Consider the following 16,249-nt stretch of genomic DNA (forward strand, 5'->3'; position numbering starts at 1 on the left):
CGGAAACAACCAGTTCAACCAATTAAAATAATTGGTATCAATAAACTTGGCACACTATTGAGTTCTCAAACAACAGATGCATCCGAAATACTCGGAAAAACAAAGAATGTTTTTCTTTTCTCTTCGCTGCAGTGTTTCTTTATTCTATTTCATCCGGACCGTTTTAGCAATTCCGCGGTATTCGCGGTAATTGGCTGAAACAACCGTTTGAACCCGCCACAAAGCATTCGGATGAAATCCGCTGCTGTGTTTTTGGGCTGTTGCCGGATCCGGGAGCCTTGCCAGCGGACCATGTCCGCCAGGCACTCACCGGGGCAACTCACTAAACTTTACACAGACTTGCCGGTCCTTGCAAACCGCCGGAGTGTGACCTCCTGCACTCTGCCGGCCCCGGGGCGTCTGCGCTAAATCTGCGCGTTGCCGAACCAACTTCCAATAGTTTGCGACGGAAGTTCAGGTCCCTGCAAGTCCGGCGGCCGTTGTCTCGCTCACAGCGGATCGTTGCCCCGCAGATACTGCAGCTGGGCAGCCACTGACAGTTCCGCCGCTCCGCGGACGTTGGCCGGCACATCGGCGTAGACCAGGTCCGCCACCTCGGAAACGGAGGCTCCTTCTCCTGCTTCCTCCAGCGCGGCGCGAATCTGCTCCAAACGCTCCTGACGGTGGTCCCGGTAGGTCAGGACCACTGTGCTGAGGTCAGAGAGCACGGGCCCGTGCGCCGGAAGCACCGTTGCATGCCCCAGCTCTGACAACCGTTCCAGGCTGGCGAAATAGTCTCCGAGTGTTCCGTCCGGGAAGTCCAGAACTGTGGTGCCGCGCCCCAGGATCGTGTCGCCGGTCAGGACGGATCCGCCCGGCCCGTCGGCGGGAAGGTGGAAGCAGACGGAATCCGAGGTGTGGCCGGGGGTGGCCAGGACCGTGATGTCCACTCCCCCGGCGTGCACCACTTCACCGTCAACGAGCGGATCTCCGTCCACGCAGTAGGCAGGGTGGAAGGCACGGACAGGTGCCCCGGTCATTTCGGCAAACCGTACGCTTGCCTCGGTGTGGTCGGGGTGCCGGTGTGTAATGAGGACCAGTTCCACAGTCCCGGCGGACGCCAGCAGCTGCAGGTGCGCTTCATCCAGGGGCCCCGGGTCCACCACCACCACATGGTCTGAATCCTCGGCAGCAATGACATAGCTGTTGGTTCCCTCCAGACTCATGGGACCGGGGTTCGGCGCCAGGGCAAAGCGGGTCAGCGGGCTGCTGCGGGTCAGGGTGGTGGTGGACATCGGGTTCCTTTGTTGAGCCGGCGTTTAGGCCAGTCGGGTCAGCCAGCCGTGGGTATCTTCCACGGTGCCGGTCTGAACGCCCAGAAGCTGTTCGCGGATGGACATGGTGACCGGGCCGGCAACGGCGTCGGCCGATCCAATGGTCTCGGTTTCAGTCTTTAGTTCGCCCACCGGCGTGATGACAGCAGCGGTGCCGCACGCGAAGACCTCGGTGATGTCACCGGAGGCCACGCCGTCGCGCCATTCATCCAGGGTGATCTTCCGTTCCTGGACGTCCAGTCCGCGATCGCGGCCCAGCTGGATCACGGAGGAGCGGGTAACGCCGTGCAGGATGGTGCCGGACAGTGCCGGCGTGACCAGGCTGCCGTCTTTGAAGACAAAGAAGACGTTCATCCCGCCGAGTTCTTCCACGGCGTTGTCATTGGCCGCGTCCAGGAACAGCACCTGCTTGCAGCCGTGCGCCTCGCCTTCCATCTGGGCGATCAGGGAAGCAGCGTAATTGCCGCCGCACTTGGCTTCGCCGGTGCCGCCGATGCCGGCGCGGGCGTACCTGGTGGAGAGCCAGATGGATACGGGCTTCAGTTCGCCGCCGAAGTAGTTGCCGGCGGGCGAGGCGATGACACGGTAGGACACCTCGCGTGCAGGGCGAACGCCGAGGAACGCTTCGGTGGCGATCATGAACGGGCGCAGGTAGAGCGCGGCGCCGTCGCCTTCGGGGATCCAGTCCGAATCCACCGACACCAGCCGGCGGAGCGATTCCATGAACAGCTCTTCAGGCAGTTCCGGCAGGGCAAGACGGAGGGCGGAGAGGTTCATGCGGGCGGCGTTGGCTTCCGGGCGGAACGTCCACACCGAGCCGTCGGCATGCCGGTACGCCTTGAGCCCCTCGAAGATTTCCTGGCCGTAGTGCAGCACGGCCGCGGCCGGATCCATGGCGATGGGACCGTACGGTTCAATCCGGGCGTTCTGCCAGATACCGGTGCCGGTTTCATCGGCCTTGTAGTCGATGACCGCGGTGTGGTCCGTGAAGTAGTCTCCGAATCCGGGGTTGGCCAGTATGGCCGCACGCTCCTGCGCCGACTTTGGGTGGGCAGAGAGCTGCTGGGAGAATTCCAGAGCGCTGACAGACATTTTTCCTCCACGGTGGGCGGCGCGGGCCGTCCGACGAATTGGTTATTGATACTCCCCGAGCTTATGACACCGCTGCGGCTATCGCATTGCCGACTTCCGCTGTCGTGCGCGGTTCCCCGGTGCGTGCGGCGAGGTCCTCCTCCACCGCCTGTTCCACGCGGGCGGCTTCTTTTTCCAGCCCGAGGTGGCGCAGCAGCAGCGCCGCGGAGAGGATGGCTGCCGTGGGATCGGCTTTCTGATGGCCTGCGATGTCAGGGGCCGAACCGTGCACCGGTTCAAACATGGAGGGAAAGGTGCCGTCCATGTTGATGTTGCCGGACGCTGCCAGTCCGATGCCGCCGGTCACAGCAGCAGCCAGGTCCGTGATGATGTCGCCGAAGAGGTTGTCCGTGACGATCACGTCAAAGCGTGACGGATCAGTCACCAGGAAGATGGTGGCCGCGTCCACGTGCAGGTAGTCGTGGCTGACCTCGGGGAATTCGACGGCGACGCGTTCCACGGTGCGCTTCCAGAGCCTGCCGGCGTAGACCAGCACGTTGTGCTTGTGCACCAGGGTGAGTTTTTTGCGCGGACGCTCGCTGGCGCGCCGGAACGCATCCCGGACCACGCGTTCCACGCCGTAGGCGGTGTTCAGGGAGACCTCGGTGGCAACTTCGTGCGGAGTTCCTTCGCGGAGCACTCCCCCGTTGCCGGTGTACGGGCCTTCGGTGCCTTCGCGGACCACAATGAAATCCACGGTGCCGGGGTTGGCCAGCGGGCTGGCGACCCCGGGGTAGAGCCGGGACGGACGCAGATTCACGTAGTGGTCCAGGCTGAAGCGCAGCTTGAGCAGCATTTCCCGCTCCAGAAGCCCGGACGGAATGCTCTTATCCCCCGGAGCCGCCCCGACGGCGCCGAACAGGATGGCGTCATGGCCCTTGAGCGCTTCCAGGGTGGAGTCCGGCAGGGTTTCACCCGTGGCCAGCCAGTGCTCGGCGCCAAGCGGATACTCAGTCAGCTCGAGGCGCACGGGGCCGCCGTCCGTCACCGCAAGGAGTACCTTAACGGCCTCGGCAGTGACTTCAGGACCGATGCCGTCACCGGGAATGACGGCCAGGGAAACAGTGGAGGACTCTTCGCTCATGCCGCCATTCTAGGAAGGGTGTCCATATCGCGGGCAAACCGTTCCACATGCTGGACACTTCCGGAGATCAGCCCCTGGCATGAGGACCTGCAGGCGGGTCAGGCCCTAAAGTTGTTGTCCATGCTCGTGCACCGCCGAATCCAAGCCTGGCTGCAGGCCAATCCCTTCAAGGTAGACACCACTCTCATGCTTTTCGGTGTGCTCTTCTTTGTGCTTTCGGCAACGGCGGTCGGAAGCCCGCATCCGGTATTCGACATCGTCGTGTCCCTGGGCATTGTGGTGCCCCTGGCATGGCGCCGGACCCGGCCGGTGCTGTCCGGCAGCATCACCGCCTTTTTCTGTTTGATGCAGGTAATTTTCAGCGGTTTCCCCCTGCCGGCGGACATCGTGGTCCTGGCAACGGTCTATGCGCTGGCCGCCTATGCACCGCGCTGGGCGAGCCTGGGCGGGTTGGCCCTGGCGCTGATCGGCGGGATGCTGTTTGTTTTCCGCTACTTCGCCAACCCCTTTGAGGGCCTTGGGACCATGACCGCGGCCATGTTCGTCTTCAACGTCATTGCCTTTGACTCCGTCATCCTGGTGGCCTGGACCTTCGGCGATCTGGCCCGCACCCGCAGATTGGCCCTCCAGGCACTGGAGGACAGGGCACGACGGCTGGAGACCGAGCGGCAGCAGGAACGCGATCTCGCCGCCGCTGACGAGCGCTCCCACATTGCCCGGGAAATGCACGACATTGTGGCCCATTCCCTTTCAGTCATCATCACCCAGGCGGACGGCGCCCGGTACGCGAGCGCCCAGGATCCCGAAATTGCCGTCAAGACTCTCGGTACCATCGCGGAGACGGGCCGCGGATCGCTGCGTGAAATGCGGCGCCTGCTCGGGGTGCTGCGCGGCGACGAGCTGGCTTCCACGCGCCCGCTGCCCTCGCTGGCCGACGTCGATTCCCTGGTGGACGCGGTCAAACGCGCCGGCCTGGAGGTGAGCGTGCATCGGACGGGAGCCATGCGGCGCCAGCTTCCCGCCGGAGCGGAGCTCACCGCGTACCGGGTCATCCAGGAGTCACTCACCAACGTGCTCAAGCACGCCGGCCCATCGGTGCGGGCGGACGTGGAGCTGGAGTGGACGTCCCGCGGCCTGGAGGTCCGGGTGTTCGACGACGGACGCGGCGCCGGCGCGGATGCCGCGCCGCCCGCTCCCCCGGCCGCCGGTTCCGGCCAGGGCATCAATGGCATGACGGAGCGGGTGGCCCTCTACGATGGAAAACTGGTGGCCGCACCCGCAGTCGGCGGAGGATTCCGCGTTACCGCATTCATTCCCTATACGGAGGCCTGAGCATGACCGGCACCCTGTCCAACCCTTCCGGCAGCGACATCCCCGAGCCCGCGCCCATCCGGGTGGCCCTGGTCGATGACCAGCAGCTGGTCCGCGGCGGCTTCAAGATGCTGATCAATTCCCAGCCCGATCTGACCGTGGTGGCCGAAGCAGGCAACGGCGAGGAAGCGGTGCGCGCGCTCTCCGCCGTGCGCGCCGACGTCGTCCTCATGGACGTGCGCATGCCCGGGATGGACGGCATCGAGGCAACCTCCCGGATCCTGGAGCGCGCCGCGGCGCAGCCCAAGGGATCCAGCGACGCCGAGCTCAAGGTGGTGGTGCTGACCACCTTCGACCTGGACGAGTACGCGCTGTCCGCGATCCGTGCGGGAGCCAGCGGTTTCCTGCTCAAGGACGCCCCGCCGGAAGAACTCCTCGACGCCATCCGCACCGTGTACCGCGGCGACGCGGTGATTGCGCCGTCGACCACCCGCAGGCTGCTGGACCATGTGGCTCCCCTGCTCCGCGAGCCCACCGCCGAGGTCAGCCGGCATGCGGCCGACGTCGAACGCCTCACCCCCCGCGAGCGCGAAGTCTTCGGACTGATCGCGCAGGGACTCTCCAATCCGGAAATCGCCGCGCACCTGTTCCTCTCTGACGCCACAGTGAAAACGCACGTGGGCCACATCTTGGCCAAGCTCGGCGCCCGGGACCGCGTGCAGGCTGTGGTGATTGCCTACGAAACCGGTATCGTCGCACCGTAGTTCCTTCGTGCCCTGCCGGCGGCAGACCCCCACCAGGAGGTGACCATGGCCAGTGAAGACGATGTCCGTTCCTTCTGCCTTGGGCTGCCCGGAGTCACCGAACGCCTCAGCTGGCAGCAGCCCGCGTGGTTTGCGCTGACTCTGATGGCGCGTATCTGGGATGACGGGGTCCTGACCGTCAAGTCTCCGGAACGGGAGGCACTTGCGGGCACCAGCCCGGACACCTTCTTTTGGACGCCGCACCACGACCGTTCCCCGCTCTTGGTGCTGGTGCGGCTGGACCGGGTGGACCGCGGTGGACTCGAGGAACTGCTGCTGGAGTCCTACCAACTGGCAGGCCCGCTTCCACCCACGGTATGAGACGGAGCCGGGCTGATCCCCGCCCCTCCTCCGATGCTCCGGCAGCCGGCCGAGACATAACGTAGTGGGTATGACAACCCTTACTGAGAAATCTTCCGTGCCCGGCGGCACCACGGCCGCCGCTGCCGCACGGTCCCTGAACAAGACCTATGGCTCCGGCGACACCGCCGTCCACGCGCTGGCCAACGTTGACGTCACCTTTGACGCCGGCACCTTCACCGCCATCATGGGACCGTCCGGATCCGGCAAATCCACCCTCATGCACTGCCTCGCGGGACTGGACACGGCTGACTCGGGCAGGATCTGGATCGGGGACACGGAGATCACCTCCCTGAAGGACGCCGAGCTGACCCGCCTGCGCCGCGACAGCGTGGGCTTTGTGTTCCAGTCCTTCAACCTGGTGCCCACCCTCACGGCCGAACAGAACATCACGCTGCCCGTGGCCCTGGCCAACGGCAAGGTGGACTCCTCATGGCTGGAGTACATCACGGAGACCCTGGGCCTGACCGGCCGGCTCAAGCACCGCCCCCACGAGCTCTCCGGCGGACAGCAGCAGCGCGTCGCCGTCGCCCGCGCCCTGCTGACCCGCCCTCATGTGGTCTTCGGCGACGAGCCCACCGGCAACCTGGATTCGAAGTCCGGCGCCGAGGTACTCTCCCTGCTGCGCCGCTCCACCCGGGAAATGGGCCAGAGCATCATTATGGTGACCCACGATCCGGTGGCCGCTTCCTACGCCGACCGTGTGGTCCTGATGAACGACGGCGCGCTGGTGGGCGAACTGGCCAACCCGACGCCGGAGACCGTGCTCGCAGCCCTGACCAAACTGGGAGCCTGAGCATGCTGCAGGTAGCCCTGGCGCAGGTGCGCCTCAACGCCCGCCGGTTCATCGCCGTCTCACTTGCCGTGATGATCGCCGTCGGATTCCTGACCGCCACGCTGGTCATCAACTCCTCGTCAAAAGCCTCGCTGACCCAGAGCGTGGGTGAGGGTTTCCGGAACGCGGATCTGGTCCTCAACGGAAACCTGTACCGCGCCGACCCGGTGGTGCTGAACGAAGACACAGTCGACGTCGTCCGCGGCCTTCCCGGGGTGGAGGGCAGCTATGCCGTTCACCGGGGCTACGCCAGCTTTGGCACGGGTCGGGACACGGTATTTGCCCAGGTCAACAGCATTCCCGAGTACACACCGCTCTTCCCCGGGGAAGTCATCGACGGTTCACTGCCGGTATCCGACGGCGAAGTTGCCGTGGACAGTGACACCGCAGAGCGCCAGGGCCTCTCGAAAGGCTCGGTACTGAACCTCACGGGCGGCCCCGATGAATCTGCGGCACAGCTGACCGTCACTGCCCTGGTTGCACCCTCCAACGATCCGACCAGCATGGGCACCCCCCAGCTCTACGCCGCCGGTGCCACCGCGGCGTTGTTCGCCAACACCGAAGACGGGTTCGACACCATCCAGCTGGCACTGGCCGACGGCGCCAAGGCGGACGAGGTACGGGCCACCGTGGAGCAGGAACTTTCAGCCGCCGGCATGGACGAAGTTGTTGTCCGCACCGCCCCGGAACAGACCGACGCCGTCGTGGCCATGTACACCGGCGGAGACGACGCCCTGACCCTCATCCTGCTGGCCTTCGCCGCCGTAGCCGTACTGGTCTGCGCCCTGGTGGTCTCCAACACCTTCTCCGTACTGGTGGCCCAGCGCACCCGCGAACTTGCCCTGCTGCGCTGCATCGGCGCGGAACGTTCACAGATCCGCCGCTCCGTCCTCGCGGAAGCCCTGATCGTGGGCATCGTGGCGTCAGTTGCCGGTGTAGTGGCCGCCGTGGCCCTGGTGGGCGGCATCATCGCCTACCTGCAGACCATTCCTGAAAGCGGCTTCGCCACGCTGGCGGTCTCCCCTGTGTCGGTTGTCGTTGGCCTGCTGGTCGGCGTCCTGATGACGGTCCTGGCCGCACTGGTTCCGGCCCGTGCCGCCACCGCGGTTGCCCCGCTGGCTGCCCTGCGGCCTGCCGAAGACGTGCGGGCCGGAACGAAACGCGGCCGGGTCCGCCTGATCGCAGGACTGGTGCTGCTGGCCGTCGGCGCCGCCCTCCTTGCCGCCGGCGCCATGTCCGCGGATCTCATGGTGGCGCTTCCCGGCGGCATCCTCAGCTTCGTGGGCGTGCTGATGTGCGCCACCCTGTTTGTTCCGTCGCTGGTGCGGACTGTCGGTTCGCTGGCCGCACCGCTGGGTGTGCCCGGAAAACTCGCTGCCGTCAACGCCGTCCGGAATCCGCAGCGCACCTCGGCCACGGCGTCCGCCCTGCTGATCGGCGTCACCCTGGTGACCATGATGATGACCGGAGCCGCAACCGTTCGGACTTCCCTGGACAGTATGCTGGCCGGGGAGTTCCCGGTGGATGTGAGCGTCGCCGGGCAGGACCGTGCGTTTACCGCAGCTGATGCGGATACCGCCCGTGCCGTGGACGGAGTGCAGGACGCCGTCCTGGTACCTGTGGCAGGGACCACCGATACGAAGGACTGGGGGGCGTACGACGTCTACGCGCTGGACCCTGCCGACGCGGCAAAGGTCCTGCAGGATTCCAACCTGGTCCTGGCGGATGACACCATCCTGATGCCGCAGGGTGTCAAGGACGAAACCCTGACGGTTGCCGGGGCAACCTCCAGCGTGGAGCTGAAGGTCCTGGTTTCGGAGGACAAAATGCTGCGTCCGTTGATCACGGACGACACGGCCGCGGCCCTGGGCGGCCCCGCACCGGTGGCCGATTCCGCGGATTACGTTCCGATGCCGCAGCTCTGGCTGTCCGTGGAGGACGGTTTGACCACCGGTGCCCTGATCGATCTGCGTGCCGAGCTGGCTGAACGGCTGGACGTGGAGGAGTACACCGTGAACGGTTCCGCTATTGAACGGGCGGCCTACGAACAGGTCATCAATGTCCTGCTGATGGTGGTCACCGGGCTGCTGGGCGTCGCCGTGGTGATTGCCCTGGTGGGCGTGGCCAACACGCTGTCCCTGTCAGTACTGGAACGCACCCGCGAATCCTCGCTGCTGCGGGCACTGGGCCTGACCCGGGGACAGCTGCGCGGCATGCTGGCGCTGGAAGCCGTCCTCATTGCAGGGGTCGCGGCGCTGATGGGCAGCGTGCTGGGATCGGTGTACGGCTGGCTCGGAGCACAGTCGGCGCTGGGCTCCTTTGCCTCCGTGGCGCTCTCACTCCCGTGGCTGCAGCTGCTCGGCGTCCTGGCCGTGGCACTGTTGGCCGGACTGGCTGCCTCGGTCCTCCCGGCCCGCCGTGCCGCCCGCCTGTCCCCGGTGGCTGGACTGGCTGCCGACTAACCGCCGCTGCGGGTTCCCCGACGGGTCACGCCGCCTGGGAACTCGCGGCAGGTAGGGTGATCTGACAGGATAGTAAGCAAGCTGATCAGCATGAGTCGAAGGAGTATGAGATGTCCAATCCCGGGGCCGCCTGGAAACCCAAGCATGCATCCCTGTCCGCTTATCTGGATGACCATCTGCTGGGCGCTGAAACCGGGGTTCGGTTATTCAGCGCAGCCCGCCGAACCTGGGAAGGGTCCGAGTATGAGCAGACCTTCGCTGACCTGGAGTCCGAAATCGCCGGGGAACGGGACGAGCTGGAGCAGCTGATTCTGGCCCTGGGCTACCGGCGGAGCAAGTTCAAGAAGGCCCTGGCGATGGCCGGTGCCGTGACCGGGAAGCTGGGACCGATCAATCCGCTCAGCACCGGAGGCGGCACCACGGGCCAGTTTGAACTGGAAACCCTGCAGTCCATCGTCCGGGCCAAGGAGTGCCTGTGGCGGACCCTGCTGGCTTTGTCCGCGCACGACCACAGGTTCAATCCGGCCCGGCTTCAGGAAATGATCGAGATGGCCGGCCGGCAGCAGGATGCTGTGGCCCGGGTGATGGAGGAAACCGCACCGGCCCGGTTCCTGACAGGTACCCTCGCGGCGCATTCCTAAAACTCCAGCGCTTCAACCAACGAAAGAGTGCCCTTTGACCAGGTCAGAAGGGCACTCTTTGGCTGTTAATCCGGGTGTTTGCCGATCCTGTTACTCGGCAGGTTCCTCGTACTTCGGGAAGATCGGCGCCGGAGCCGGCAGCGGTGTACCCGGGACCAGCGGCGTGGTGATGGCACTGAACTGCCGCGCGTCGTCGTCGTTCTGGCCGAGCACCGTCAGCAGCTTGGCTGCACTGTCGGGCATCACCGGCTGGATCAGGATGGCCACAATGCGCAGCACCTCCAGCGTTACGTACAGCACCGTGTTCATGCGTTCGACGTCGGTCTTCCGCAGCACCCAGGGTGCCTGCTCGGCGAAGTACGCATTCGTGTCGCCGAGGACCTTCCACGTGGCTTCGAGCGCACCGTGGAAGTCCTGAACGTCGTAGGCCTTGCGGGAAATCTCCAGGAGCTCCCCGGCGGCGGCCAGGATGGCCTTGTCTTCCCCGGTGAACTCGCCGGGCTGCGGAACCGCGGCGCCGCAGTTCTTGGCCACCATGGACAGCGAGCGCTGGGCGAGGTTGCCCAGGTTGTTCGCCAGGTCGGAGTTCATCCGGCCGACCACAGCTTCGTGGCTGTAGGAGCCGTCGCCGCCGAAGGGCACTTCGCGCAGCAGGAAGAACCGCACGGAGTCCAGGCCGTACTGGTCCGCCCATTCCTTGGGTGCCACCACGTTGCCCAGGGACTTGGACATCTTCACGCCCTTGTTGTGCAGGAACCCGTGGATCATCACGCGCTTGGGCAGTTCCAGGTCCGCGGACATGAGGAACGCGGGCCAGAAGATGGCGTGGAAGCGGGAGATGTCCTTGCCGATGACATGGACGTCAGCCGGCCAGTACTTCTGAAAGGACTCCGACTCGGTGTCGGGGAAGCCGACGCCGGTGAGGTAGTTGGTGAGGGCATCCACCCACACGTACATCACGTGCTCCGGGTTGCCCGGAACCGGAACGCCCCAGTCGAAGGTGGTGCGGGAAATCGACAGGTCCTCGAGTCCGCCCTTGACGAAGCTGATGACCTCGTTGAACTTGGACTGCGGCGCGGCGAAGGTCGGCTGGGCCTCATAGAGTGCCAGCAGCTTGTCCTGGTAAGCGGAGAGGCGGAAGAAGTAGCTTTCCTCCTCCGTCCACGTCACCTCGGTGTCCGTCTCCTTCGAATACCGGATGCCGTCTTCGCGGACTTCGGTTTCGTCGTCGGTGTAATAGGCCTCATCCCGGACCGAGTACCAGCCGGCGTACTTGGAGAGGTAGATGTCGCCCTTCTCCTCCATCCGCTTCCAGATGGCCTGCGCCGCGGCGTAGTGGTCCTTGTCCGTGGTGCGGATGAAGCGGTCATGGGAAATGTTCAGGTCCCGGCTCATCTGCTGGAACGCTGAGGAGTTGCGGTCCGCCAGCTCCTTGGCGGTGATGCCTTCCTTGTCCGCCGACTGCTGCATCTTCAGGCCGTGCTCATCGGTGCCGGTCATGAAGAAGACGTCGTAACCGTCCAGGCGCTTGAAGCGGGCCATGGCGTCGGTGGCGATGGCCTCGTAGGCATGGCCGATATGGGGCACTCCGTTGGGATAGGAGATGGCCGTGGTGATGTAGAACGGGGTCTGGGAATCGGAAGAAGTCACATAAGAAAATTACCCTGTTTCGCCTGCGCTTGTCGCTTCGGTCCTTTCAAGCCCCGATGCCGGAGCGCGCCTGCCGGGCGGCACCGCGGCGTTCGGCCCGTGTTTGATACCCCGGAGTGTCGAACCTGGCGTAATGACCCAGGCCGAGAAGTGCGAGGGTGTAGAAACAGCTGATGGTGCAGGCAGTACCGACAACGGCCCGGTACGGCAACCAGGAGTCCCCCTGGGGCAGGATGGCGAACTCCGCCCCGATGCACGCTGCAAGCAGGACCGCGAAGAGAAGCTCCGCCGTCACCCTCAGCTTTGGTTGCCGGTAGCGCGGGGACAGCAGGAGCAGCAGGGGCGCAACGGGCATAAGCCACACCGCTTCGTTGATCCAGACGGTGGCGACCAGCAGAAACGCCGCCACTGCGCTTCCGGCATAGAGCAGGACGAACTTCCAGCCCTTCGGCAATCCTCCCCGAACCCCGTAGAGAGCCGTCAACAATGCCCAGGGCGGGAGAGCAGCGTGCACGAGTTCCATGGGACCGGCCGGGATCAGACACAGCAGCAGGGCTGACGGAACCAGGTAAACCGTCAGCCGAACTCCCGCGGCAGGCGGGCGGACGGGTGCAAAAACCATCAGCCCGGTCAGGAGCACTGCCAGGGCAAACACCAGACGGTAGACCAGGAATTCAGTGCTCCGGTTGTCCAGTCCGGAAGAGGCCAGCGTGTTGATGAAGACGGCGGCATAGACGCCAATTCCCACCAGCAGCAGGGAGGCCATGGTCCATGACCGAGCGAGCGGTGTTGCGGCCTGCTCCGCCGGAAGCTGTGACATGGGCCCAGTCTAGGTGCGTTCAGGGCCGACTACCGGGGCATCCAGCGGCCCCTGGCTAAGACTCACCGTCCAGGACACCCGTCAGGACCGGGCCCGTCGCCGCGAGTCCTGCGCGCACCAGCGCCACCCCGGCAGCAACCGACGCCGCCAGGAAGATCATGGACACCGGCGCGAACAGCACCGCGGCTCCGGTGAGCGGGAAAAGCAGCAGGGCAGGCACCGCCGTGGACACCACGCTCACCAGCAGAAGCGGCTGCATGACGGCTCCAATGCGGGCATCGTCGATGACGCTGCGCGGCATCCCCATCCGGTCCAGGCTGCGGTACAGGTCCGCACGGTCCAGCACGGTGGCGGCCTGGTTGATGCCGGCCGAGCAGGCGACCATGAGGAATCCGGCAACCACGGTGATCAGGACGCCCGTCATCACGTCTCCGGGCAGGAAATCCTCAGGTCCCTCCGTCTGGACCCCCTGCAGGACCGAGGCACCCGCTCCGGCAACGACGGCGGTGAAGCAAACCATGGACAGCGCGCTGACCTGCCGCCAGGCCGCTTTGGGCGCGTCCAGCACAATCCGGGCGGCAAGCAGGGCCTGCGGCGTTGCCGCCCGGCGCAGCCGCCGGCGGGCCGAGACAGCCACCAGCCACGGCCCCACCAGGTTCAGGACCGCCAGCCCGGCGGCAAAGGCACCGAACAAAGCGGCCAGTGCCAGGGCGGCCACAGCAATGGGAGTCATCAGGGCGAGGACACAGCCGGCGATGATGACCACCGCCGCCACGGCCCGGCGCCCCCGCACCTTTTGCGGCACGGCACGGGTGCGGACGCCAAGCGGCGAAACCGTCACCCGGCGCAGGCCGACGGCGGAGCTGACCGCCGCCAGGAGCACCACCGCCAGCACCGTCGCGGCACCGGCCGCCGGGTGCAGCCAGTAGGCGGCGCCCAGCGCTGCTCCGCGGAAATGAATCAGCTGGACAAACGGCGCGAGCACCAGATAGCCGGCCACGCCTCCCAGGGCGCCCGCGAACGCCTGGGCACTGGCCTCCAGAACCGTCACCCGGCGGACCGTCTTCGCGGAAGCACCCAGCAGGCGCAGGGTTGAGAGGTGCTCGTCGCGGCGGCGGGCGGAGAGCCGCGCAGCCGAACCTCCCAGTGTGATCAGGGGAAGCACCAGCAAAATGAGGGCAAAGCACGCGAGCAGCAGGTACAGGTCACCCTCCTCGTCCCCCCACTGCAGGAAGGACAGGGCACCGGAGAGGACCGTCAGCAGCAGCGTGGTGACCACGGCGAAGGACGCGGCCGGCAGCAGAGCCGCTGTCCACCCGGCGGTACCGGGGCGGTTCAACAGCCAGGTAATCCGCAAGGGTACGGCCAGCGGAGAGGAGTCCACTGCGCGGAGCAGGGCGGAGGCCACGGCGCTCATCGGCGAATTCCCGCGGCGCCGGCGGTGTCCGCCACCACAACGCCGTCGGCCAGGGTGATGATCCGGCTGCACCAGCGGGCAACATCGGAATCGTGGGTGACAACCACCAGGGCCCGTCCGGTTCCCTGCACCGTTTGCAGCAGCTGTCCCATGACTTCTGCTGAAGTGCGGGAATCCAGGGCGCCCGTGGGTTCGTCAGCGAACAGCATCCGGGCACCGGTGACTTGTGCCCGGGCGATGGCCACCCGCTGCGCCTGTCCCCCGGAAAGCTCACCGATCCGCCGTTCCTCCATGCCGGCCAGTCCCAGGGCGGCCAATGCGCCGGCTGCAGCCTGTTCCGCCTGCCGGCGGGCCGTGCCGTCAAGCATGAGGGCCAGGGCCACGTTCTCCCCGGCGGTGAGCTCGGGTATGAGCAGCCCCTGCTGGAACACAAAGCCGAACTCCCGCCGGCGCAGGGCAGACCGGGCGTCGTCGTTCAGGGCTGTGACCTCAATCGGCAGCGCTGTATCCCGGAACAACCGGACCCGTCCGGCGTCGGGCGAAATGATGCCGGCCAGGCAGTGCAGGAGCGTGGTTTTTCCGGAGCCGGAGGCTCCCATGACGGCGAGGGACTCTCCGGGGCGGACAGTGAGGCTGACCCCTGCCAGGGCCGGAGCGCCGTCGTACGTCTTTACAAGGTTCTCGGCCGCCAGCAGGGGCGCACCGGACATGGATGCAGTCATGCCTCCATGTTGTCCCGCCGCGGGTAGGCGGCGCCTCGGAGCCCGGCATGAACTCCGTGCCAGGCGCCTCCTACCCTGGGCGGACCCGGCAGGGCTGTCAGCCCTGCAGGTCAACCTCGCGGACCACGGTGGCACCGATTTCGGTGCGCAGTGTTTCCAGCACGTCCTGCGGAACGGAGGAATCCACGGTCAGCAGTGACAGGGCCTGGCCGCCCTCGGTGTTGCGGGCCACCTGCATGCCGGCAATGTTGATGTTCTTCTCCCCCAGGACCCGGCCCAGGGCGCCGATGACGCCGGGACGGTCGGCGTAGATGAGCACCAGCAGGTGCTCGCTGATCGGGATTTCCACCTCGTAGCCGTTGACGCCCACGAGCTTTTCGATCTGCTTCGGTCCGGTCAGGGTGCCGGCAACCTCCAGCTGGGTGCCGTCCGAGAGTGCGCCGCGGATGGTGAGCACGTTGCGGTAGTCGTCCACCTCGGAGGTCTTGAGCAGGCGCACCTCGATGCCGCGCTGCTCGGCCAGGACCGGAGCGTTCACGTAGGAGACCTGCTCGGAGACGATGTCCGTGAAGATGCCCTTGAGTGCTGCCAGTTCCAGGGCCTTGACGTCCAGCGCGGCGATCTCGCCGGCCACCTCAATGTCGATGGCGGTGACGGAGTCGGAGGAGAGCGCGGTGAAGATGCGTCCCAGCTTTTCGATCAGCGGGATGCCCGGGCGGACGTCCTCGGCGATGATGCCGCCGGCCACGTTCACGGCGTCGGGCACCAGTTCGCCGGCGAGGGCCAGGCGGACCGATTTGGCGACGGAGACGCCGGCCTTTTCCTGGGCTTCCTCGGTGGAGGCGCCCAGATGAGGGGTGACAATGACATTGTCCAGAGCCTGGAACGGCAGGTCGGTGGAGGGTTCCTTCACGAAGACGTCCACACCGGCACCGGCGATCTTGCCCTCGGTCAGCGCGGTGTAGAGGGCATCCTCATCCACCAGGCCGCCGCGGGCCACGTTCACCACGTAGGCGGTGTCCTTCATCTTGTCGAAGGCCTCGGCGCCGAGCATCCCCACCGTCTCGGGGGTCTTGGGCATGTGGATGGTGACAAAGTCAGCCTGCTCCAGCAGCTCGTCCAGCGTCACCAGGCGGACATTCAGCTGGGCGGCGCGGGCCGGGGTGATGTACGGGTCATAGGCGAGGATTTCGGTGCCGAAGCCCTGCAGCCGGGCGGCCACCAGGGCTCCGATGCGGCCCAGGCCGATGATGCCGATCTTCTTTTCGAACAGCTCAATGCCGGAGTACTTGGAGCGCTTCCACTCGCCGCCCTTGAGGGCTGCACTGGCCTGCGGAATGTGGCGGGCCAGCGAAAGGATGTGGCCGACGGTCAGTTCCGCGGCGGAGATGATGTTCGACGTCGGGGCGTTGACCACCATGACACCGGCCTGGGTGGCGGCCTTGATGTCCACGTTGTCCAGGCCGACACCGGCCCGGGCAATGACCTTGAGGTTCTTCGCGGCAGCGATGGCTTCGGCGTCCACCTGGGTGGCCGAGCGCACCAGGATGGCATCCACGTCCGCAATGGCGGAGAGCAGCTGCGTCCGGTCCGCTCCGTTGGTGGAACGGATCTCAAAGTCCGGACCCAGGGCCTGGACTGTGGCCGGGGAAAGTTCTTCCGCAATAAGTACGACGGGCTTGGTGGCTGTCACCGGTGAC

General features: G+C 65.9%; 15 protein-coding genes. 7 read left to right on the plus strand and 8 right to left on the minus strand.

What is annotated here, in order from left to right:
- The coding region (locus CXR00_RS18390; RefSeq protein WP_219815561.1) for a hypothetical protein at positions 1–198 on the plus strand (198 nt) is incomplete at its 5' end.
- Between the two features lie 290 nt (positions 199–488).
- Here CXR00_RS18390 and CXR00_RS00005 read toward each other — a convergent pair.
- The 3 genes from CXR00_RS00005 to CXR00_RS00015 all read right to left on the minus strand — a co-directional run bounded on the left by CXR00_RS00005 (position 489) and on the right by CXR00_RS00015 (position 3,528).
- On the minus strand, positions 489–1,274 hold the full coding sequence (locus CXR00_RS00005; protein ID WP_104052377.1) for an MBL fold metallo-hydrolase: 786 nt from the start codon (positions 1,272–1,274) through the stop codon (positions 489–491).
- A gap of 24 nt (positions 1,275–1,298) precedes the next feature.
- Complete coding sequence (locus tag CXR00_RS00010) at positions 1,299–2,405, minus strand: branched-chain amino acid aminotransferase (RefSeq protein WP_104052378.1); 1,107 nt, start codon at positions 2,403–2,405, stop codon at positions 1,299–1,301.
- Positions 2,406–2,466: 61 nt separating this feature from the next.
- Entirely contained in the window at positions 2,467–3,528 is a 1,062-nt protein-coding gene (locus CXR00_RS00015; protein WP_104052379.1) for a 3-isopropylmalate dehydrogenase, read from the minus strand.
- A gap of 120 nt (positions 3,529–3,648) precedes the next feature.
- On the opposite strand from CXR00_RS00015, the gene CXR00_RS00020 reads away from it, so the two are divergent.
- The 6 genes from CXR00_RS00020 (at position 3,649) to CXR00_RS00045 (ending at position 9,940) form a co-directional block, all read left to right on the plus strand.
- Positions 3,649–4,860, plus strand: a complete 1,212-nt coding sequence (locus CXR00_RS00020; RefSeq protein ID WP_104052380.1) for a sensor histidine kinase — start codon at positions 3,649–3,651, stop codon at positions 4,858–4,860.
- Positions 4,861–4,862: 2 nt separating this feature from the next.
- Positions 4,863–5,603, plus strand: coding sequence for a response regulator transcription factor (locus CXR00_RS00025; RefSeq protein WP_181032242.1), 741 nt, complete (start codon positions 4,863–4,865; stop codon positions 5,601–5,603).
- 45 nt (positions 5,604–5,648) lie between these two features.
- The gene (locus CXR00_RS00030) at positions 5,649–5,963 is read left to right on the plus strand and encodes a hypothetical protein (RefSeq protein ID WP_104052381.1); all 315 of its coding nucleotides are present in this window, start codon (positions 5,649–5,651) and stop codon (positions 5,961–5,963) included.
- Between the two features lie 70 nt (positions 5,964–6,033).
- Positions 6,034–6,798, plus strand: a complete 765-nt coding sequence (locus CXR00_RS00035) for an ABC transporter ATP-binding protein (RefSeq protein WP_104052382.1) — start codon at positions 6,034–6,036, stop codon at positions 6,796–6,798.
- 2 nt (positions 6,799–6,800) lie between these two features.
- Positions 6,801–9,299: an FtsX-like permease family protein gene (locus CXR00_RS00040; protein ID WP_104052383.1), complete on the plus strand. Its 2,499-nt coding sequence runs from the start codon at positions 6,801–6,803 to the stop codon at positions 9,297–9,299.
- A gap of 110 nt (positions 9,300–9,409) precedes the next feature.
- Positions 9,410–9,940 (plus strand): hypothetical protein, encoded by a 531-nt coding sequence (locus CXR00_RS00045; protein WP_104052384.1) that lies wholly within the window; start codon positions 9,410–9,412, stop codon positions 9,938–9,940.
- 90 nt (positions 9,941–10,030) lie between these two features.
- Here CXR00_RS00045 and metG read toward each other — a convergent pair whose 3' ends face one another.
- The 5 genes from metG to serA all read right to left on the minus strand — a co-directional run bounded on the left by metG (position 10,031) and on the right by serA (position 16,242).
- Entirely contained in the window at positions 10,031–11,590 is a 1,560-nt protein-coding gene (gene metG, locus CXR00_RS00050) for a methionine--tRNA ligase (RefSeq protein WP_104052385.1), read from the minus strand.
- Positions 11,591–11,636: 46 nt separating this feature from the next.
- Positions 11,637–12,410, minus strand: coding sequence for a hypothetical protein (locus CXR00_RS00055; RefSeq protein ID WP_146068433.1), 774 nt, complete (start codon positions 12,408–12,410; stop codon positions 11,637–11,639).
- A 55-nt stretch (positions 12,411–12,465) separates the two neighbouring features.
- Entirely contained in the window at positions 12,466–13,827 is a 1,362-nt protein-coding gene (locus CXR00_RS18700; protein WP_104052387.1) for an FtsX-like permease family protein, read from the minus strand.
- Positions 13,824–14,549 (minus strand): ABC transporter ATP-binding protein, encoded by a 726-nt coding sequence (locus CXR00_RS00065; protein WP_104052388.1) that lies wholly within the window; start codon positions 14,547–14,549, stop codon positions 13,824–13,826. The genes CXR00_RS18700 and CXR00_RS00065 overlap by 4 nt, the downstream gene beginning before the upstream one ends.
- Before the next feature lie 97 nt (positions 14,550–14,646).
- The gene (gene serA / locus CXR00_RS00070) at positions 14,647–16,242 is read right to left on the minus strand and encodes a phosphoglycerate dehydrogenase (protein WP_104052389.1); all 1,596 of its coding nucleotides are present in this window, start codon (positions 16,240–16,242) and stop codon (positions 14,647–14,649) included.
- Positions 16,243–16,249: the final 7 nt, after the last annotated feature.

It is taken from the genome of Arthrobacter sp. 9E16 (assembly GCF_002929435.1).
In the GTDB taxonomy this organism is placed as follows: domain Bacteria; phylum Actinomycetota; class Actinomycetes; order Actinomycetales; family Micrococcaceae; genus Arthrobacter_B; species Arthrobacter_B sunyaminii.

Bases quoted from the DNA above. Each gene is read 5' to 3' on its own strand.
- CXR00_RS00005 (WP_104052377.1), bottom strand. From the start codon at position 1,274: ATGTCCACCACCACCCTGACCCGCAGCAGCCCGCTGACCCGCTTTGCC.
- CXR00_RS00010 (WP_104052378.1), bottom strand. From the start codon at position 2,405: ATGTCTGTCAGCGCTCTGGAATTCTCCCAGCAGCTCTCTGCCCACCCA.
- CXR00_RS00015 (WP_104052379.1), bottom strand. From the start codon at position 3,528: ATGAGCGAAGAGTCCTCCACTGTTTCCCTGGCCGTCATTCCCGGTGAC.
- CXR00_RS00020 (WP_104052380.1), top strand. From the start codon at position 3,649: ATGCTCGTGCACCGCCGAATCCAAGCCTGGCTGCAGGCCAATCCCTTC.
- CXR00_RS00025 (WP_181032242.1), top strand. From the start codon at position 4,863: ATGACCGGCACCCTGTCCAACCCTTCCGGCAGCGACATCCCCGAGCCC.
- CXR00_RS00030 (WP_104052381.1), top strand. From the start codon at position 5,649: ATGGCCAGTGAAGACGATGTCCGTTCCTTCTGCCTTGGGCTGCCCGGA.
- CXR00_RS00035 (WP_104052382.1), top strand. From the start codon at position 6,034: ATGACAACCCTTACTGAGAAATCTTCCGTGCCCGGCGGCACCACGGCC.
- CXR00_RS00040 (WP_104052383.1), top strand. From the start codon at position 6,801: ATGCTGCAGGTAGCCCTGGCGCAGGTGCGCCTCAACGCCCGCCGGTTC.
- CXR00_RS00045 (WP_104052384.1), top strand. From the start codon at position 9,410: ATGTCCAATCCCGGGGCCGCCTGGAAACCCAAGCATGCATCCCTGTCC.
- CXR00_RS00055 (WP_146068433.1), bottom strand. From the start codon at position 12,410: ATGTCACAGCTTCCGGCGGAGCAGGCCGCAACACCGCTCGCTCGGTCA.
- CXR00_RS18700 (WP_104052387.1), bottom strand. From the start codon at position 13,827: ATGAGCGCCGTGGCCTCCGCCCTGCTCCGCGCAGTGGACTCCTCTCCG.
- CXR00_RS00065 (WP_104052388.1), bottom strand. From the start codon at position 14,549: ATGACTGCATCCATGTCCGGTGCGCCCCTGCTGGCGGCCGAGAACCTT.